At 46.4% G+C, this 17,579-nt stretch carries 14 protein-coding genes; all 14 read left to right on the top strand.

Annotated features, from left to right (window positions below; genetic code table 11):
• Positions 1–171 precede the first annotated feature (171 nt).
• Positions 172–867 carry a response regulator transcription factor gene (locus ACFOEK_RS17025; protein WP_386722671.1) on the top strand — a complete coding sequence of 232 codons (696 nt, stop codon included), beginning with the start codon at positions 172–174 and terminating at the stop codon, positions 865–867.
• 55 nt (positions 868–922) lie between these two features.
• Positions 923–2,329, top strand: coding sequence for a histidine kinase sensor domain-containing protein (locus ACFOEK_RS17030; RefSeq protein ID WP_386722672.1), 1,407 nt, complete (start codon positions 923–925; stop codon positions 2,327–2,329).
• 32 nt (positions 2,330–2,361) lie between these two features.
• On the top strand, positions 2,362–3,528 hold the full coding sequence (locus ACFOEK_RS17035) for a heparan-alpha-glucosaminide N-acetyltransferase domain-containing protein (RefSeq protein ID WP_386722673.1): 1,167 nt from the start codon (positions 2,362–2,364) through the stop codon (positions 3,526–3,528).
• Between the two features lie 394 nt (positions 3,529–3,922).
• Complete coding sequence (locus tag ACFOEK_RS17040) at positions 3,923–6,061, top strand: TonB-dependent receptor domain-containing protein (protein WP_386722674.1); 2,139 nt, start codon at positions 3,923–3,925, stop codon at positions 6,059–6,061.
• Positions 6,062–6,397: 336 nt separating this feature from the next.
• The gene (locus tag ACFOEK_RS17045) at positions 6,398–7,693 is read left to right on the top strand and encodes an iron ABC transporter substrate-binding protein (protein ID WP_386722675.1); all 1,296 of its coding nucleotides are present in this window, start codon (positions 6,398–6,400) and stop codon (positions 7,691–7,693) included.
• Positions 7,683–8,819, top strand: coding sequence for a FecCD family ABC transporter permease (locus ACFOEK_RS17050; RefSeq protein ID WP_386722676.1), 1,137 nt, complete (start codon positions 7,683–7,685; stop codon positions 8,817–8,819). The genes ACFOEK_RS17045 and ACFOEK_RS17050 overlap by 11 nt, the downstream gene beginning before the upstream one ends.
• The gene (locus ACFOEK_RS17055) at positions 8,816–9,589 is read left to right on the top strand and encodes an ABC transporter ATP-binding protein (RefSeq protein WP_386722677.1); all 774 of its coding nucleotides are present in this window, start codon (positions 8,816–8,818) and stop codon (positions 9,587–9,589) included. Before ACFOEK_RS17050 ends, ACFOEK_RS17055 begins: the two co-directional genes overlap by 4 nt.
• Before the next feature lie 66 nt (positions 9,590–9,655).
• Positions 9,656–9,934: a DUF2218 domain-containing protein gene (locus tag ACFOEK_RS17060; protein ID WP_386722678.1), complete on the top strand. Its 279-nt coding sequence runs from the start codon at positions 9,656–9,658 to the stop codon at positions 9,932–9,934.
• A gap of 212 nt (positions 9,935–10,146) precedes the next feature.
• Positions 10,147–12,057: a biosynthetic arginine decarboxylase gene (gene speA / locus ACFOEK_RS17065; RefSeq protein ID WP_386722679.1), complete on the top strand. Its 1,911-nt coding sequence runs from the start codon at positions 10,147–10,149 to the stop codon at positions 12,055–12,057.
• Positions 12,058–12,193: 136 nt separating this feature from the next.
• On the top strand, positions 12,194–13,405 hold the full coding sequence (locus tag ACFOEK_RS17070) for a saccharopine dehydrogenase family protein (RefSeq protein WP_386722680.1): 1,212 nt from the start codon (positions 12,194–12,196) through the stop codon (positions 13,403–13,405).
• 218 nt (positions 13,406–13,623) lie between these two features.
• The gene (gene nspC, locus ACFOEK_RS17075) at positions 13,624–14,814 is read left to right on the top strand and encodes a carboxynorspermidine decarboxylase (protein ID WP_386722681.1); all 1,191 of its coding nucleotides are present in this window, start codon (positions 13,624–13,626) and stop codon (positions 14,812–14,814) included.
• A gap of 165 nt (positions 14,815–14,979) precedes the next feature.
• On the top strand, positions 14,980–15,852 hold the full coding sequence (speB, locus tag ACFOEK_RS17080) for an agmatinase (RefSeq protein ID WP_386722682.1): 873 nt from the start codon (positions 14,980–14,982) through the stop codon (positions 15,850–15,852).
• 44 nt (positions 15,853–15,896) lie between these two features.
• Positions 15,897–16,571: a hypothetical protein gene (locus ACFOEK_RS17085; RefSeq protein WP_386722683.1), complete on the top strand. Its 675-nt coding sequence runs from the start codon at positions 15,897–15,899 to the stop codon at positions 16,569–16,571.
• A 135-nt stretch (positions 16,572–16,706) separates the two neighbouring features.
• Positions 16,707–17,534, top strand: a complete 828-nt coding sequence (locus ACFOEK_RS17090; protein WP_386722684.1) for a helix-turn-helix domain-containing protein — start codon at positions 16,707–16,709, stop codon at positions 17,532–17,534.
• Positions 17,535–17,579 lie beyond the last annotated feature (45 nt).

Raw genomic sequence — 17,579 nt, forward strand, 5'->3', positions numbered from 1 at the left:
GAATATTAATTGAAATCAATAATCATTTTCATTTGTGATGTACGTGGCGAAGCTGAACGGTTAATATTGAAAATGAAAATAATTCGCATTAACATTTCCGGTCTTAGCACTTATATAGCACTTATATAGCACTTACTAACGCATTCTAATAAGACAAATCAGGCCACTATGATGACTGCAAACGCTCCCTCAATTTTAATTATTGAAGATGATCGTACTTTAAATAATCAGCTTGCTGATCTTCTTCAAGGTCGCGGCTTTAATACGCATCAATGTCATGATGGTGAACAAGGTTTGTTGAGCGCCTTAAGTGATAAGTTCGATTTGATCTTATTGGATGTGCTCTTACCTACAATGGATGGTTTTTCGGTCTTGAACAAATTGCGCAAGAGCAAACACACCCCGGTAATGATATTAACGGCGTGCGGTGCTGAAGAAGAACGTATTCAAGGGTATTCCAGTGGCGCGGATGATTATCTTCCGAAGCCCTTCAATTTTACTGAGCTGGTATTGCGAATTGATGCTCTGCTTAGACGTTCACTGGGCTTAATCAAGCCTCAGGCTCAGGCCAATTGCCAAACCGTCGACTTACTGATGCTGGATCGCATTCGCCAAGGGGTTACTTATGACGGAGAGAGCATTAGCTTAACGCCAATTCAGTTCAAACTGCTGTGGATCTTGGTTGAAAATCGTCATGAAGTGTTGTCCAAACCGTATTTGTATCAGTTGGTGCTAGAGCGTGAATTCAGTCGCTATGACCGAAGTTTAGATATGCACCTGAGTCGAATCCGTCGCAAGTTAATGGATGCCGGTATGCCAGCCGATCGACTCACTACCGTGCATGGTAAGGGATACAGCTTTACCTAGTTACGATTACTCAAGAGTTCCTGATTGCCTCAAGAGTCCTCTAAGAAAAGTAAATATGAATAGACCGTTAATGTGGAAACTGTGCTGGACCATCGCGGCTGGCACAGTAGCTTTGTTCTGGGCGATAGATTTATTAATCAATCGCACCGAACATCGAATGAGTTACATAGATCAAGAATACCAGGAAGAGTTATTGGCGCTAGGGCTTGAAGCGGAACACATTCTGACAACGCAAGGTGAGCAGGCGTTAGGTCTATGGTTAGAGGCGTTGCAGCAGCGGGAGAATACATGGGCTGGGGTTATTAAAGCGGATATTGAGGCGATTGCGAACAGTCATATTCCGCAACAATACCGAGATAACTTCCGTTTGGGACGAAATGTAGAGTGGAAGATTCATCTCTACTTCGAATGGAACCCGATCATGGATGTTACCTATCCAGGAGGCACCTTCGCAGAACAGAACTTATACCTGTTGGTTCAGTTGCCTCAGCGTATGCGTCCAGGTGCGTATATTCAGTACACCAATTGGATACTCAAACTTCTGTTGCCATTTTTGTTGTTGACTGCTTTGGCGTTGATTCTGTATCGCCATGTGATGTTACCGTTGAAGCAGCTTGAGAAAGCGACCCGACAGTTTTCTTTGGGGAATTATGATGTTCGCGTGAGGTCATGCTTGGGTAATAGAAACGATGAATTGGCTGCTTTGGCAGGAACCTTTGATGGTATGACTGAAAAAATAGGCTCGCTCATCATTACCCAACGTCAGTTGATTGCTGACTTGTCCCATGAATTAAGAACCCCGCTGGCCCGTATTGATATGGCGGTGGAATGCATAGAACACCAGATTAACCCTGGAGAGTCGATGGAGCGACTGAAAAAGGAATCGTCGACCATGCGTCATTTGGTGGAAGATACTTTGACTTTGGCTTGGCTTGAAAACGAAAAGCCGAGCTTGAATGAGGAAGCGGTGGACCTCATCGAGTTATTAGATTTGTTGGTCGAAGATGCACGCTTCGAATACCCGGATCGCGAAATTACTACCCACTTTACTGATCAGGCTGTACTCGAAAAAAGCAGCCACCGAGCTCTTGCTCAGGCGTTCGAGAACATTATTCGCAATGCGCTTAAGTATACCCCTGCGGGGGGCACGGTGAACCTTGCAATATCAAGACGCAACGACCAGTTTCTGGTGGAAGTCATAGATCAAGGCCCTGGTGTTCCGGCTGAATATATCAAAGACATCTTTAAACCCTTCTTCAGAGTAGAAAAGTCTCGACGGGGTAATCATTCAGACGTTGCTAACTCAGGACAAACCGGAGGATTTGGCCTTGGTTTGGCGCTTGCCCGAAGGCAGATCGAAGCCGTAAGCGGTTCAATTGAAGCTGTTAACTGTAGCGAGCCTGATGCCTCTTGTGGGCATAAAAAGGGACTCAAAATGCGTATCTGTCTTCCTATTCAATAAACCCAAATGTTACGAACAAAGTGAAATTAACTATGACTCATCAAGTTATTACCCATCAAGCTATGGACGATCAAAATAGCGCTGATCCCACTACGAAGAGGGATACCTCTCAGAACCGCGTACGGGCCTTCGATTTTGCTCGTGGCTTGGCTGTGCTGTTTATGATCATGATCCATGTATTGAACTCTTATGGTACCTCTGAAGTGCATGAAAGTGGCATTGGTATTGGTCTACAGGCCTTTATTGATTGGCCCTCGGCATCGGTATTTGTGTTTGTCATGGGCGGCTTGATTGTGCAGGCTTCTAAGGGCAGTTTATCCGCAGGATTGAAGCGGGCGTTGGGTTTGTTCTTGTTGGGTTACTTACTTAACTTCATGCGCAGCTCCTTGCCGATGTGGCTTTCCATTCAGATGGGGCTGGTAACTTATGAGCAACTTGGGAAATATACGCCAACCAGTGAATTTTTTGTCGGTGATATTTTTCAGTTTGCCGGCTTCGCTTATGCCTTTTGCATTACGATACGACACTACTTGCCCGATGCCAGATATTGGTTGGCGGCAGCAGTGCTCATAATGTTTGGTTCTCCGTATCTATGGGATCTATCTGTTGACTGGGGAGCAAGCAATGAGTTCTTCAAGTTGTTATGGGGTGACACCAGCCAGGGTGCGGTATTCCCGTTCTTTCCTTGGGTAACCTACTGTCTTGCCGGTATGTGTTTTGGTCAGTGGTTAAAACGATCTCAGGATCATCATGGTGTGTTTAATAAGGCCTTGTTGCTTGCTGTTGTGTTAATGGCAATAGGCGCTGCCATCATTTGGACAAACCCTGAGTTTCATGCGCCTCATCATTTACGTGCCGGCCCAGGTTTGCTGATCACGATTTCTGGTTATGTGCTGTTGTGGATGTTTATTTGTCAGCAAGTAGTTGTCCGAGTGCCGCCTGGTCGCTTTCTTGATACCTTCTATTTTTGGGGTAAGAACGTCACCGCTTTTTACATCATTCACTGGTTACTGATCGGTTGGGGGCACATGCTGGTGGGCGCTAATAGATTAGATACGACCAGCACTTTGCTATCCATGGTTGGTGTTCTGGTGGTGTCGCATTTCATTCTAAAGGGCTGGGTGGCGTTTTCAGAGGCTAAAAATTCAAAGGCTAAAAAAGCTGAGGTGGCCTCAAGATCCACACAAACACCTGCTTAGTACAGGTACTGCCAGAAAGTGTTCATGATTTAGTTTGACTCAGTCATCCAGGGAGGCCACTGTCTGTGGCTTCTTGTATTGTCGATAATTTCGACACTATTCATCTGCTCGTCGGTAAATATAATTTAGCGCTACGGTTTTTTCTCGACAACGTCAAAGCCTAGTACGGAGTTTACTTTGGTACTCATCATATGATGCGCTTTTTCATGGCGAAGGGCCGACTTTCTGGGGTGGAGGCGATGTGATGGACACTATCGTAACCCTCTGTATTTTGATGCATTTATGAGAGAAAAAAATCGGTTTAGAAATGTAACACTTGTAAAAGTTGTTCAAATTTTAGCTTTATTAATGATAATGGCCGCAATTGATAATAATTATCATTAACGAGGTAAACATGTTCCAGCTAGCACAAGCATCCAAACAATATAAGCTCAGTCTTTTAGCAGCATCTGTGGCTGCTGCAATGACAGCAACATCCGCATTCGCCGAAGAATCTCAAGAAAACGTTCAAGAAACTAACATGATTGAGATTAAAGGCCAGGCTACAGCAGGTCTTGATAGTTTGGTAACGCAGGAAGACTTGGAAAAAACAACCGCTTCTGACTTGGGCGAGATTTTCCGTTTAGACCCACAAGTTAATGCGGGTGGCGGCGTTAGCTTAGGACAAAAACTGTACTTGCGTAACATTGGCGAAGACGCACTGAACATTTCAGTAGACGGTGCGGAACAAGCGAACGCTATTTTCCACCACGCAGGTCGTGTTTCTGTTGAGCCTGAATTGTTAAAGCAAGTAGAAGTTGAAGCAGGCCCAGGTAGTGCGACAGCTGGTTTCGGTGCGCTAGGTGGTGCGGTTCGTTTTGTAACCAAAGACCCTAGTGATCTACTTGAGCCTGGCGAGCAAGCGGGTGCTCTGATCAAAGGTACTTATTACAGCAATTCAGAAGGCTATAAAGCATCATCTTCGGTATATGGACGTGACAGTTCAGATTCATTAAGCGTGTTAGCTACCTTTGTTCGTTCTGAGCATGATGTTTCTGAAGACGGTAATGGCGATGACATTAACGGTTCAGATGCGGATCAGAAGATGAGCTATGCCAAGTTGGTTGCCAACATGAGCGATGAGCAGAAGCTATCTATCAGCATCGAGAACATGGATGACAAAGGCGACATGCCATACCGTTCAGAGTGGATTGCGCCAACAGCAAAAAATACGATTAGCCCTACTGAAGCAAATCGTAGAACGGCAATTCTTAACTATGAGTATGACTCTATAAATAACGATCTGCTTGATTTGATGGTTAACGTTTATCAGACCAAAAATGAGCAGAATCGTTTTGCTGAGGTTGATGCTACTGCATTAGGCATAGGCGTTATTCCAACAGACAACCTGGGTGAAGTAGAAACCTTCGGATTCACTGTACAGAACACTAGTTTAATCGCTAACCATAAGCTTATTTATGGTGTGAACTACCGCGATGATGAAAGTTCTTTGACTACTACTAGAACTGCAAGTCTAGGTGTACCAGCGGTTGATGGCATGCTTGATGCTGCTTTTGAGATGCAAAGCAGTGAGGAAGAGGGTAAGGCTAAGGCGTTATACCTTCAGGATGTGATTGATGTAACAAATGACTTGGTTGTTTCTTTGGGTGTCCGTTATGACGACTACGAAGTTGATCAGGTTTCAGGTGAAGTTTCGGATGATGCCATTAGCCCGAATTTGAGTGCTAACTTCACTGTAAATTCTAATCTAAGTGTCAGTGCGGGTTACTCCCAAGCTTTTCGAGGGCCTGAAGTAGTTGATGCTTATCGTGCTTATGCTGCTGTACCAGCCTTCTTTGAAGACGCTGCACCGGCTCGAGACGAGAATATTGAAGGTGAAAAGTCTAATAACTTTGAAATAGGTTTTGACTTTAATTATGAGAACTTCGGTCTGTCTGCGGGTGCATACGTCTTAACAATTGAAAATGCTGTTTACCTTGAATATGACGCTGGACCAATTGGATTCAGAGGAAGACCAGTAGGTGAATACCAAAATATGGATGATGACATTGAAACTACCGGTTTCTATGTTAAAGCAGACTACCACTGGGAAGGTTTAATGGCAGCTTTGAGCTTCCATAGTGCTAAAACAGAAATCGATGACCAAGAAGCGTATCGTAATATTACCGGTTCTACGGCCACGTCTATCGGTGATAAGGTGATTGCTGATGTTTCGTACGAGTTTAATAATGATCTTCTAATCGGCTGGACAGGGGAGTTTGTTAAAGGCTTTAACATTTCAGTTGATGATGAGTGGAGCGAAGGTGCATATGATGAAGTGAACAAGCCTGGTTATGGTGTTCATGATGTTTATGCGCGTTGGTTGCCAACATCAGATGAAGACTTATCTTTAACCCTGACGGTTAAGAACATATTCGACAAACAATATCTAGATCATGCTAGTTCAGAAGACTTAACGAGCACATATCCATGGATTGTGGGCCAAAATGAGCCAGGTCGTGATGTTCGTCTAACTGCAGCGCTTCGTATCTAGTCGATGCGCTGAACCAATCAGCTTCTGAGATGGTTTGCTCTTTTAGAAAGGTTTTCTCAGGGACTTTTCAAAAGAGCATCTCAAATGGCGATGTTTCCTCCGATTATGCATCTCTCTTGTCGCCATCTTGGAAGCGCCTTTTCCTATTAAGTCGATCTTACCCTGATCAGGATGATTAAAGGGGTTTGGGTGAATCAGATCGTTAGAGCTAGGAAGCTCTAAAACGACACGCCCGTATTTTTACACAGGCTTCATAAGTGATATGAGAGATCTGTGATAAACCCTCCGAACCATTGGATGGGCATTTCCGTGATATTCAAATGATGAGTGATAGTGATGAGCATTCTGTTAAACCGCAGTGAGCTAAGTGGTATGTGTTATATGATGAATTTAATCAGGGCTATTTGTTTGTTCCCCATGGTTTTGTGTTCCGTGGTGTTTGCAGGGGAAGGACAGACAGTGACGGACTTGGCTGGTCGTGAAGTGGTGATTCCTGCCAACGTTGAACGAATTATTCTTGGCGAAAGCCGCTACATACCGGCTTTGGCCATACTGGATGAACAGCCGATCTCAAAAATCGTAGGGATGTTGGCAGATTTTATACAGACAGATCCTGCAAGTTATCGACAATTTAGCCGCAAATTCCCTGAAATTGATGACATTCCACAGATTGGTCATACCTCGGCAGATTCGTTCAGTGTGGAACAGGTACTGACCTTGAATGCGGATGTGGCGATTTTTGGCCTGGAAGGGCATGGCCCAACGGCGCGTCATGCTCATGTGATCCAACAGTTGGAACGTGCTGGTGTTGCGATCATTTTTGTGGATTTTCGTCGTGCGCCTTTGGTGAATACGCCTAAGAGCATGGACATTCTGGGTAAAGTGCTGGGTCGTGAAGATCGGGCTAAGGCCTTTAATCAGTTTTATCAGGCACAATTACAGCGTGTTCAAGAGGGGCTTGCCAAGAGAGCCGCTCAAGATCAGCAAGAGCATGCCCCCCGTGTCTTTATTCACAGCCGAGTTGGCCTACAGGATTTGTGTTGCGAAACCATGGTGAAAGGCATGATGGCCTCCTTTGCCGATACCGTAAATGGCAGGAATGTGGCTAAAGACATTGTTCCGGGTGCCGGTGGTGTGATGAATCTTGAGTACCTGCTGACCAATCAGCCGGATGTTTATATCGCGACCGCGATTGGTTCTACAGATACCTGGAAGCGCGCACATGAGGGTGACGATGCCAAAGGAGGATCTGAAGACAATGTACCTCCTTATATTGTGTTGGGGGCTGGTGTTTCAGAAGCCGTGGCGCGCCAGTCGTTTAAAAATGCGCTGCAGGCCTCCAGTTCTCGCGGTTTACAACAATTAGCTGCTGTGAAAGAAGGGAAAGCCTTTGCTATTTGGCATCATTTTTACAATACACCGATGAATGTTGTTGCCGTGCAGGCGTTTGCTAAGTGGTTGTACCCGGAAGCCTTTACGGATTTGAACCCGAAAGCAACCATGGCGGAGCTGTTTGAGCGTTTCCAACCAGTGCCTTTAAATGGGACGTACTGGATAAGCCTGGAAGAGCAAGATCTCAAGGTGACTGCTTCAAACTCATCTCAGCTGACAGAGGTGGCGGATGAGCAATAACGCCAAGGTCGCTGAATTAGCGGAAAACAATCGTTCAGATCAAGATAGCTTGTCTGGGCGTGATTTATCCGAGCGTTCTCTCTCTGGACGTACTTTATCTAAACAGTATCGCCAGTTCATTTGGAAGCGCCTGCTCTTATTGTCGATGCTGGTGCTGGCGACTTTGTTGTCTCTGGTAACGGATATTGCCACCGGGCCGGCTGATTTGTCCTTTATGGATGTGGTGTCTGGTCTGCTGACCGACAGTAAGGATGCCACCACCGATGTGATTATCTGGGATGTGCGCTTGCCCTACGCTTTGATGGCGCTGGTGGTGGGGGCTTGTTTGGGGCTGGCGGGCGCTGAAATGCAGACGGTTCTGAATAACCCGTTGGCCAGTCCGTTTACCTTAGGGGTGGGTGCAGCTGCGACGCTGGGGGCATCGTTAGTGATTGTGCTGGATTTGTCCTGGTTAGGGTTGAGTTTTACCGTGTTGTTACCTGCGTCGGCCTTTGTGTTTGCGTCGGCGGCGTCGATTTTGATTTTGGTGTTGTCACGTACGTTGGGCGCCAGCATTCATACCGTAGTGCTGTTTGGTATTGCTCTGATGTTTGGCCTTAACGCCATTGTCGGGTTGTTGCAGTTTGTGGCAGACGCCAGCTCATTACAGCAAATTGTGTTCTGGACGATGGGTAGTTTAGCGCGAGCCAGTATGGATAAGGTGACCATTGTCGCCAGCGTCTTTGGTATTTGTCTGTTGTGGAGTCTGACTCACATCTGGTCGATGACAGCGTTACGAACCGGCGAAGATCAGGCGCGCAGTATCGGCATTAATGTCGAGCGGGTACGTTTGGTGGTGCTGTTACGAGTCAGCCTGTTAACGGCCATCGGGTTAGCCTTTGTGGGTGAGATTGGCTTTATTGGCTTGGTTGGGCCTCATATTGCGCGCATGATGCTGGGCGAAGATCATCGATTCTTTTTACCGGGCAGTGCTTTAGCGGGTGCTCTATTGTTATCGCTGTCATCGATTGCCTCGAAAGCCTTGGTGCCTGGGGTGATTCTTCCGGTCGGTATTGTTACGGCCTTGGTGGGCATTCCTCTGTTTATTACTCTGATCATGAGTCGCGGTAGAGGGGCAGCGGTATGACGTTATCTGTCTCTGGTTTGAATATTAGCTATGGCTCGCGTCGGGTTATTTCAGACATTCATTTACCGGCACTACCTAAAGGGTCGCTGGTTGCTGTGGTTGGTCCGAATGCGGTGGGGAAATCGACGTTGTTGAAATCCTTTGCCGGGTTAGTGAAATATTCGGGTGATATTCACTATGAACAACAAACTCTGTCGGCCATGCCAAGAGCGCAATTAATTCGAACGCTCGGGTATTTGCCGCAAGCATTGCCTCAGGCCATCAGTTTGGTGGCTTATGAGGTGGTGTACAGTGCCTGTCGTGCAGTGCGAACGGATTTGACTGCTGCTCAGGTAGAAGCCTCGATAGAACAGGTGTTTGATCGACTGGGAATACGAGATCTTGCGTTAAGACGCCTGAGTGAAATGTCGGGGGGACAACGCCAAATGGTTGGGTTGGCACAAGTATTGGTCAGACAACCTAAACTGTTGTTGTTGGATGAACCAACCAGTGCATTGGATCTACACTGGCAGTTGAATGTGCTGGAGGCAATTCGTGATGAAACGGCCGATGCTGGTGCCATAGCATTGGTCGCCAGTCACGATTTGAATCTGGCGCTGCGGTTTTGTGATTATGTGTTGATTTTGGCCCGACAAGGCCTATTGGCATTGGTGAAGCCCGAGGAATTAACACCTGCGCATTTGGAAGAGGCGTATGGCGTTGAAGGGCGAATTGAAACCTGTTCTCAAGGATTTCCCATCGTCTTGGCCGACAGAGCTCTTAGTCGATAGGTATTTGAAACTAAAACAGTTTGAGACAGAAAACAGCTTGGGATCCTCTAAATAAGGAAGGTATTCATGGTGCAGAAAAAAGGGGCGGTTACAACCTCTGACGGTGGACGATACATTCATAAGTTGTGCAAACATTTTACCCACAGAGTACCTGCGACTTGGTCGGAGTATGAAGGTACGGTGAATTTTGACATGGGGGTTTGCGTGATGACGGCCGAAGCACAAACATTGACCTTTGTGTGTGAGGCCGAAAATAGCAGCGATCTGTCTGAAATATTGGACACCGTGAAAGGACATTTTGATCGTTTTGCGGTGAAAGATCAGTTGGTTTTAAATTGGCTTTAAAACCGCTAAAAATCTGGTCGACTGTGGTGTAAAAGCTGATAGAATCCGCGCCTCGAAAGACACACAATGCGATGCAACGAAGACGATCTTTCGGGATGTTGATCGAGAGCCGATTCAGAAGAGCATTCTGAACGGGTTCGATCAATAAAAGGCAACATTGTTGTTCTAAACTACCTACCTTGTAGGTCACTGATATTTGGAGTGTCTGGACTATGAAATCCACGCCGTTTAGCCATTGGGGTATCCAAACTGCCAAAGAAACTTATGGCATTGATCATTGGAGTAATGGTTACTTTGATGTATCTGACCAGGGTGAGGTGATAGTGACCTGTCCGGTGAATGGTCATACGGTGAATGTGTCCTTAATGGACATCATTGAAGGAATGAAAGACCGCGAGTTGCACATGCCGGTGTTGCTCCGAATTGAAAACCTGCTGGATCATTCGATCAGTCGCATCAACGAAGCCTTCCGTGGCGCCATTGAAAAGCTTGATTACCAAAACGTATACCGTGGTGTGTTTCCAATTAAGGTGAACCAGCAATGCCACGTGGTGGAAGAAATTGCTCAGTTTGGTAACCGCTACAGTCATGGTTTGGAAGCCGGCAGTAAAGCCGAGTTGATCATTGCCTTGGCCTATCTTGAAAACGAAGACAGTTACATCGTTTGTAATGGTTACAAGGACGAAGAGTTCATCGACCTTGGGTTGCGTGCTGTGCAGCTAGGGCGTAAATGCTTTTTCGTGGTGGAAAGCCCGACCGAAGTGGAAGTGATTATTCGTCGCAGCCGTGAATTGGGTGTTAAGCCGATGATTGGGACACGAGTGAAGTTATCCACCACCGTTGAAGGTCATTGGCAGCAAGACAGCGGTGATCGCAGTATCTTTGGTTTGAACAGTCTTCAGTTGTTGGAAGTGATTGATCTGCTGAAAGACGCCGACATGATTGATTGTCTGGAGATGTTGCATTTCCATCTGGGCTCACAATTACCGAGCATCCATAACATTCGTCAAGGTGTTCAGGAAGCCTGTCGTTATTACATCAGCATGATTAACGAAGGCGCACCTATGGGCTATTTGGATCTGGGTGGCGGTTTGGCCGTGGACTACGAAGGCGTCCATCAGAAAGGCAATCACAGTAAGAACTATAACCTCAACGAGTATTGTATCGACATTGTTGAGGCGGTGATGCAAACCCTTGATCCGCTTGATATTAGACACCCGGTGCTGATTTCGGAGTCCGGTCGCGCGACAGTGGCATATTCAAGCTTGTTCTTATTCAATGTGTTGGATGTGGCACATTTTGATCCGGTGTTTGTGATCGAAAAGCCAGAAGATGATGCCAATGAAACGTTGAAGAACCTCTATGAAGTGACTGAAAGCATCAGTGCCAGAAACCTTCAGGAATGCTACAACGATGCGATTTTCTATCGTGATGAAATTCGTCACCAGTTTAATCGGGGCCAGGTAGATCTGAGAACGCGGGCGATGGCAGAAAATCTGTTCCTTAATATTGTGCAGAAAGTTCAATTATTGGCGCCGTCTGTTGAGCATCTTCCGGATGAACTTACCAACCTTCGTGAAGACTTGGCGGACATTTACTACGGTAACTTCAGTGTTTTCCAGTCTTTGCCGGATGCGTGGGCGATTGGTCAGGTGTTTCCGATGTTACCTGTGCACCGTCTGAATGAGATGCCGACTCGTGAGGCGATGTTTGCGGATTTGACCTGTGATTGCGATGGTAAGATCGATCATTTCATTGGTGGCCGTAAAACCTTACCGCTGCACCCGTTGAAGAAGAACGAAGACTACTATATTGGCACCTTCTTGGTGGGCGCGTACCAGGAAACACTGAGTGACCTGCACAACCTGTTCGGTGACACGAATGTGGTCAGCATTCGCATTAATGCCGATGGCAGCTATGATTTCATGCGAGAGTTGCATGGTGACAGCATTGCTGACGTATTGAGTTATGTGGAATATGAACCGCGTTGGATACGTGATCGTTTCCGTAATACCGTTGAGAAAGCGGTACGCGGTGGCAAGATCAGCGTATCGACGCGTCAGGAAATTTTGGCGGCGTTCTCCGCCAGCTTGAACGGTTATACCTATTACGAACACGATTAAGTTCGTGCTCGTACAACGAAAGAATTTATGACTGAAATCCTATTTGCGATGTTTGGCTCGAAAGATTTGATGGACGGGCAATGCAGATGGATTTCTTCGAGACACTGTGTCTGACCTTGATAGATAAGGAACTATTATGGCTAAAGTTATGATTATCGGCGCTGGTGGCGTTGGTGGTGTGGTTACCCACAAGTGTGCTCAGTTATCTGAGGTGTTCACGGATATTATTTTGGCGAGTCGTACTGAAGCCAAGTGTCAGGCGATTGCTGAACAAGTGAAAGAAAAGACCGGCGTAACGGTTCGCACCGCGCAAGTGGATGCCGACAATGTGCCGGAACTGACGGCGTTATTAAAAGCCGAGCAACCGTTTATGGTGATTAATGTGGCGTTGCCATATCAAGACCTTCACATCATGGATGCGTGTTTGGAAGCGAATGTTCACTATCTGGATACGGCCAACTATGAGCCGCCTGAAGAAGCCAAGTTTGAGTACAAGTGGCAGTGGGCGTATCAGGAGAAATTCCGCGAGAAAGGCTTAATGGCGTTGTTGGGGTCAGGCTTTGATCCGGGCGTAACCAACGTGTATACGGCGCACATGGCGAAGCACCACTTCGATGAGATGCATCAGTTGGACATCATCGATGTGAACGGCGGTGATCACGGTCATCCGTTTGCGACCAACTTCAATCCGGAAATTAACATCCGTGAAGTGACTGCTGAATGTCGTCACTGGGAAGACGGTGACTTCCGCCCAACCGATGCGATGTCGACCAAGGCGGAGTTTACTTGTCCTGAAGGCGTGGGTACCTACAACATCTACCGTATGTACCACGAAGAGTTGGAGTCCTTGACCAAGCACTTCCCAAGCATCAAGAAAGGCCAGTTCTGGATGAGCTTCTCCGAGAACTACCTGAAGCACCTAGAAGTATTGGAAAACATCGGCATGACATCAATCGAGCCTGTGATGTATGAAGGCACGGAAGTGATTCCGCTTCAGTTCCTGAAGTCAGTACTTCCTGACCCTGCGAGCCTTGGTCCACGTACCAAAGGTCGTACCTGCATCGGTTGTATCGTGCGCGGTACTAAAGATGGCAAAGAGAAGTTGGTCTATGTGTACAACATCTGTGATCACGAAGCCTGCTACGCAGAAGTGAACTCTCAGGCGATCTCTTACACCACCGGTGTTCCTGCGATGATCGGTGCCAAGATGATGGTCGAAGGCAAGTGGATGAAAGAAGGTGTTTGGAACATGGAACAACTTGATCCAGACCCATTCATGGAAGACCTGAACAAGTACGGTTTGCCTTGGACAGAAGTTGAGTTGTCTGAGCATCCGCTGGAGAAGTAGTTCTTCGGTTACGGTTCCTTTTAAGGGATAGCGCATATTTATTTTCTTACGCCCGTTTCGAAGGCACATCCCTGTGCCTCGAAACATCCGTCCCATCCATGGGACTGCTTCAGAAAGCTAAATAGGCCCTATCCCTTTTATAGTTCGGAGCGAGATTCCAAGTTATCGCACTGAACCCTGCAATTAATCAGCGTGATTAATAATGTGTGTGAGTCCCAATGCTTTCCAAATCCTTTAAAAACTTCGATCCAACCCGAGTGCCGTCCCCGTGTTTTGTGGTGGATGAAGTAGCGGTTGAGAACAATCTGAAACTGTTGAACAAGGTTCAGCAAGAATCCGGTGCGAAAGTGCTGTCGGCACTGAAGGCCTTCTCCATGTGGAGCCTTGCCCCTTTGGTGAAGAAGTACCTCTCTGGTAGCTGCGCCAGCGGTTTAAACGAAGCCTTGTTGGGGCATCAGGAATACGGCGGTGAAGTGCATGTGTTCTCGGCGGCTTATTCTGAAAAAGATCTGAAAGAGATTTTAAAGATCGCCGATCACTTGCTGTTTAACTCCTTTAATCAATGGTATCGCTTCAAAGGTTTGGTGGAGGAAACGCAAAAGCAACGTGGCGGTAAGCCGCATGTGGGCTTGCGTATTAACCCGCAGCACTCCGAAGGCGAAGTGGAAATCTACGACCCTTGTGCGCCATGTTCGCGTTTAGGCATTCCTTATGCCGAGTTTGAAAAGGCCAAGGCGGAGAAGGGCGAAGGGTATTTGGATGGCATCTCAGGGCTGCATTTTCATACTTTGTGTGAACAAGGCTATGAGCCGTTAGACCGGACTTTAGCAGCGGTGGAAGAACGCTTTGCTGATCTGATTCCGACCATGGACTGGATCAACTTCGGTGGCGGGCATCACATCACCAAGCCGGATTACAACGTTCAAGGCTTAATTACCCGCGTCAAAGACTTCCGCGCAAAGTACGACGTTGAGGTGTATCTGGAGCCGGGCGAAGCGGTAGCGATCCACACAGGTGTTTTGGTAACGGAAGTGTTGGACATCGTTCATAACCAGATGGATTTGGCGATCCTTGATACCTCGGCTACTTGTCACATGCCGGATACGTTAGAAATGCCATACCGGCCGGATGTAATGAACGCAGGGCAAGCGGGTGAGTTAGCGCATACCTATCGTTTTGGTGGCATGACCTGTTTAGCGGGTGATGTGATTGACGATTACAGCTTTGCAGAGCCATTAAAGGTCGGTGATCGAATCGTCTTCGATGACATGTCACACTACACTATGGTGAAGACCACGACCTTTAACGGTATCAACCTGCCATCGATTGCGATCTGGAACAGCGAAACGGATGACGTTCGAGTTGTAAAACAATTCGGCTATGAAGATTTCAAAGAACGTTTGTCCTAATGGTGTGATTGTAGAATTTGCTGTTGGTGGTATTAAGTCGTTTTCTTCGCCGCTTTGAAGGCACATCCCTGTGCCTCAAAGCTAACGCGACATCCATGTCGCTGCTCTAAAACGATCTTTAATACCTCCAACTTGGCACCCAGCTAGATGAGAGTGATGAATTAAATGACCAAAGAACTAACTTACCCAATTTTCTTGGGCTCCGAAATCGAACAACCTAAACCGGAAGAAGCCTTGTTCCACATTGTGCCTGTTCCATTTGAGCGCACCGTATCTTACGGCGGTGGAACCAATGAGGGGCCATCGGCGATTCTGGAAGCTTCCTGGCAGCTGGAAGAGTGGGACGGCAAGAGCAAACCTTGTGAACTGGGTATTTACACTCATGGCCCTGTGGATTGTGATGCCGATGCAGACCAAGTGATCGAAAACATCGCAGCGGCGGTAAAACCGATTTGCGAAATGGGCAAAATGCCGGTGGGCATTGGCGGTGAACACACGGTTACTTACGGCATTATCAAAGGCATGCTGGATGCGGGCATCAAAGACTTTGGTATCGTCCAAATCGATGCACACGCCGACTTACGTGAAGCCTATGAAGGCGACAAATACAGTCATGCTTCCGTAATGAAACGCTGTGTGGACGAAGGCATTCCTCTGTATCAGTTAGGGATTCGCGCGTATTGTGAAGAAGAAATCGAGATTCGCAAAAAGCACGGCGTGTATTACCAAGACGCAGACGACTTGGTGCCTCAAAACATCAGTGCCATCGAACTGCCGGAAGACTTCCCGAAAAAAGTGTTCTTCACCTTGGATATTGATGGCATGGATCCATCCGTGTTCCCATCCACAGGTACCCCTGTACCGGGCGGTTTAGGCTGGTATCAAACCCTTGGATTATTCGAATCCGTTGCCAAACAACGTGAGATCATTGGCTTCGACGTAATGGAATTTGCACCGATTGCCGGCTTCCACGCCTATGACTTTGCTGCGTCTTTGCTGATGTACAAAATGATGGGGATTATTGAGCGGAGTCGTTGATTTTAGATAAAAACGTTGTGTTTATTAGTTAAGGTTGTTGTTATTTGAGATATTTATTTGTAGTTCTTTCTCTTATTAGCTCAATGTCTTTTGCTGACATTGAGCTATGTAGAAAGCCTGTCCCGTCTTTTATTCCAGCGTATTTAGATCAGGTATTTGGAAGAGATGTAATTTTAAACGCATTTCATAATGATAATCCTGAATTAGATATACTATTTCAAGCAATGACGGGGGTAGAGTTTGGATCTGTTCCCTCAGAAACAAGTGATTCGTACGGTTATTACTTTTTCCTTTCTAAAGGGGGTTATAAGGGAAACTATAGTGAATTTTTACAAGACGAATCATTGTATTGGGCTAAAAATAATGTGTATATCCTTGAATATTTTCTAGAGAATAATAAGGTCGATGATGCTTCCTATAAGGGCTTTATAAGTGGCTACGTTAGCTACGCTTTTAGCCCAAACCCTCATAGGTATCAAGACCTGTGGAAAATAATAAGTGGCAAACAAGGCGATAATATTACTGTCATTTCATATGTTTATTTATCAGCAAAGTATGGTTTGGAGGAGTCGATTTTAAAACTAACAGAGCTTTATAGAGATCACGATTGTTCTAATCAATATTTAGTAATGAACAAGTTATTATTTGAGTTCAGGAAAAATAAGTCTGTCCTAGGTAACGTTGAAAACCTAGCAAAGCCAGATAACAAATCCGAGTAGAGGCTTTCGATCTAAATCAGATATTCATGATGAATTGGATATCTGATTATCTCCATTTGCTAGTCGCAACACAGTTATCCCCATCAGAACCGGTTATGCTCACTCTGTCTGATCTTATGGAAAAGGACTGATTCTGTGGGACATAAACACATAACCGATCAATATCTTGAAGCATGGAATAACCACGATGCAGATGCTATTTTGGCTTGTTTCCACCCGGATGGGGTGTATATCGATGCCAACCTTGATGATGAAATTCCGGCGTCGTTGTTTGCGTTGCGTGCACAAGAGTTGTTTGATTGTTTCCCGAATCTGACCGTCACCATTGATCAACGGAATGTTCAGGGGGAAGGTTTGGTGGCTTCGCCCTGGCGTCTTTCTGGGGTGCTGCCGGGAAAAGAGTTATCCGGGGTGGATATGCTCTGTATTCGAGAGAATAAGTTGCAGAGTGTGCAGGTCTATTTTAGCCATTCGACAGGTCGCCTGTTTGCCAAAGTGCCTTCCTTGCATTTGAACTACCGTCCTCATCAAGCGGGTGAAAAAGACGAGGCAGGGGCTCAATCAGCAGAAAAGTACCGCACTTCTGGTTTAACCAGGGAAGCGATGTTGTCCATTCAGCAGCAACTTGAAACGGTTATGGCTCAGGACAAGGTGTTCCTGCAACCGGAGTTGTCTTTATCCCATTTGGCAGATCAGCTATCAATATCGACTAATCACTTGTCACAAGTGGTGAACAGCCTCTATCACAAGAATTTTCACGAGTTTGTTAACCACCATCGCATTGCATTTGCAAAACAATTACTCGATAACGACCACGCGCAACGGCAGACATCCTTGGTGTTGTCGTTGGAGTCGGGGTTTCGTTCGACGTCCACTTTCTACAGCGCCTTCAAAAAAGAAACCGGTGTAACGCCGTCTGAGTATCGTCAGTCGCTGATGTTGGAAGACGATAGCCAACAATAAAACGCTCCTGCTTAACCTTGTGTCCGGTTCTATAGAGCCGGACGA

The organism is Litoribrevibacter euphylliae, assembly GCF_042646085.1.
GTDB lineage: Bacteria > Pseudomonadota > Gammaproteobacteria > Pseudomonadales > Litoribrevibacteraceae > Litoribrevibacter > Litoribrevibacter euphylliae.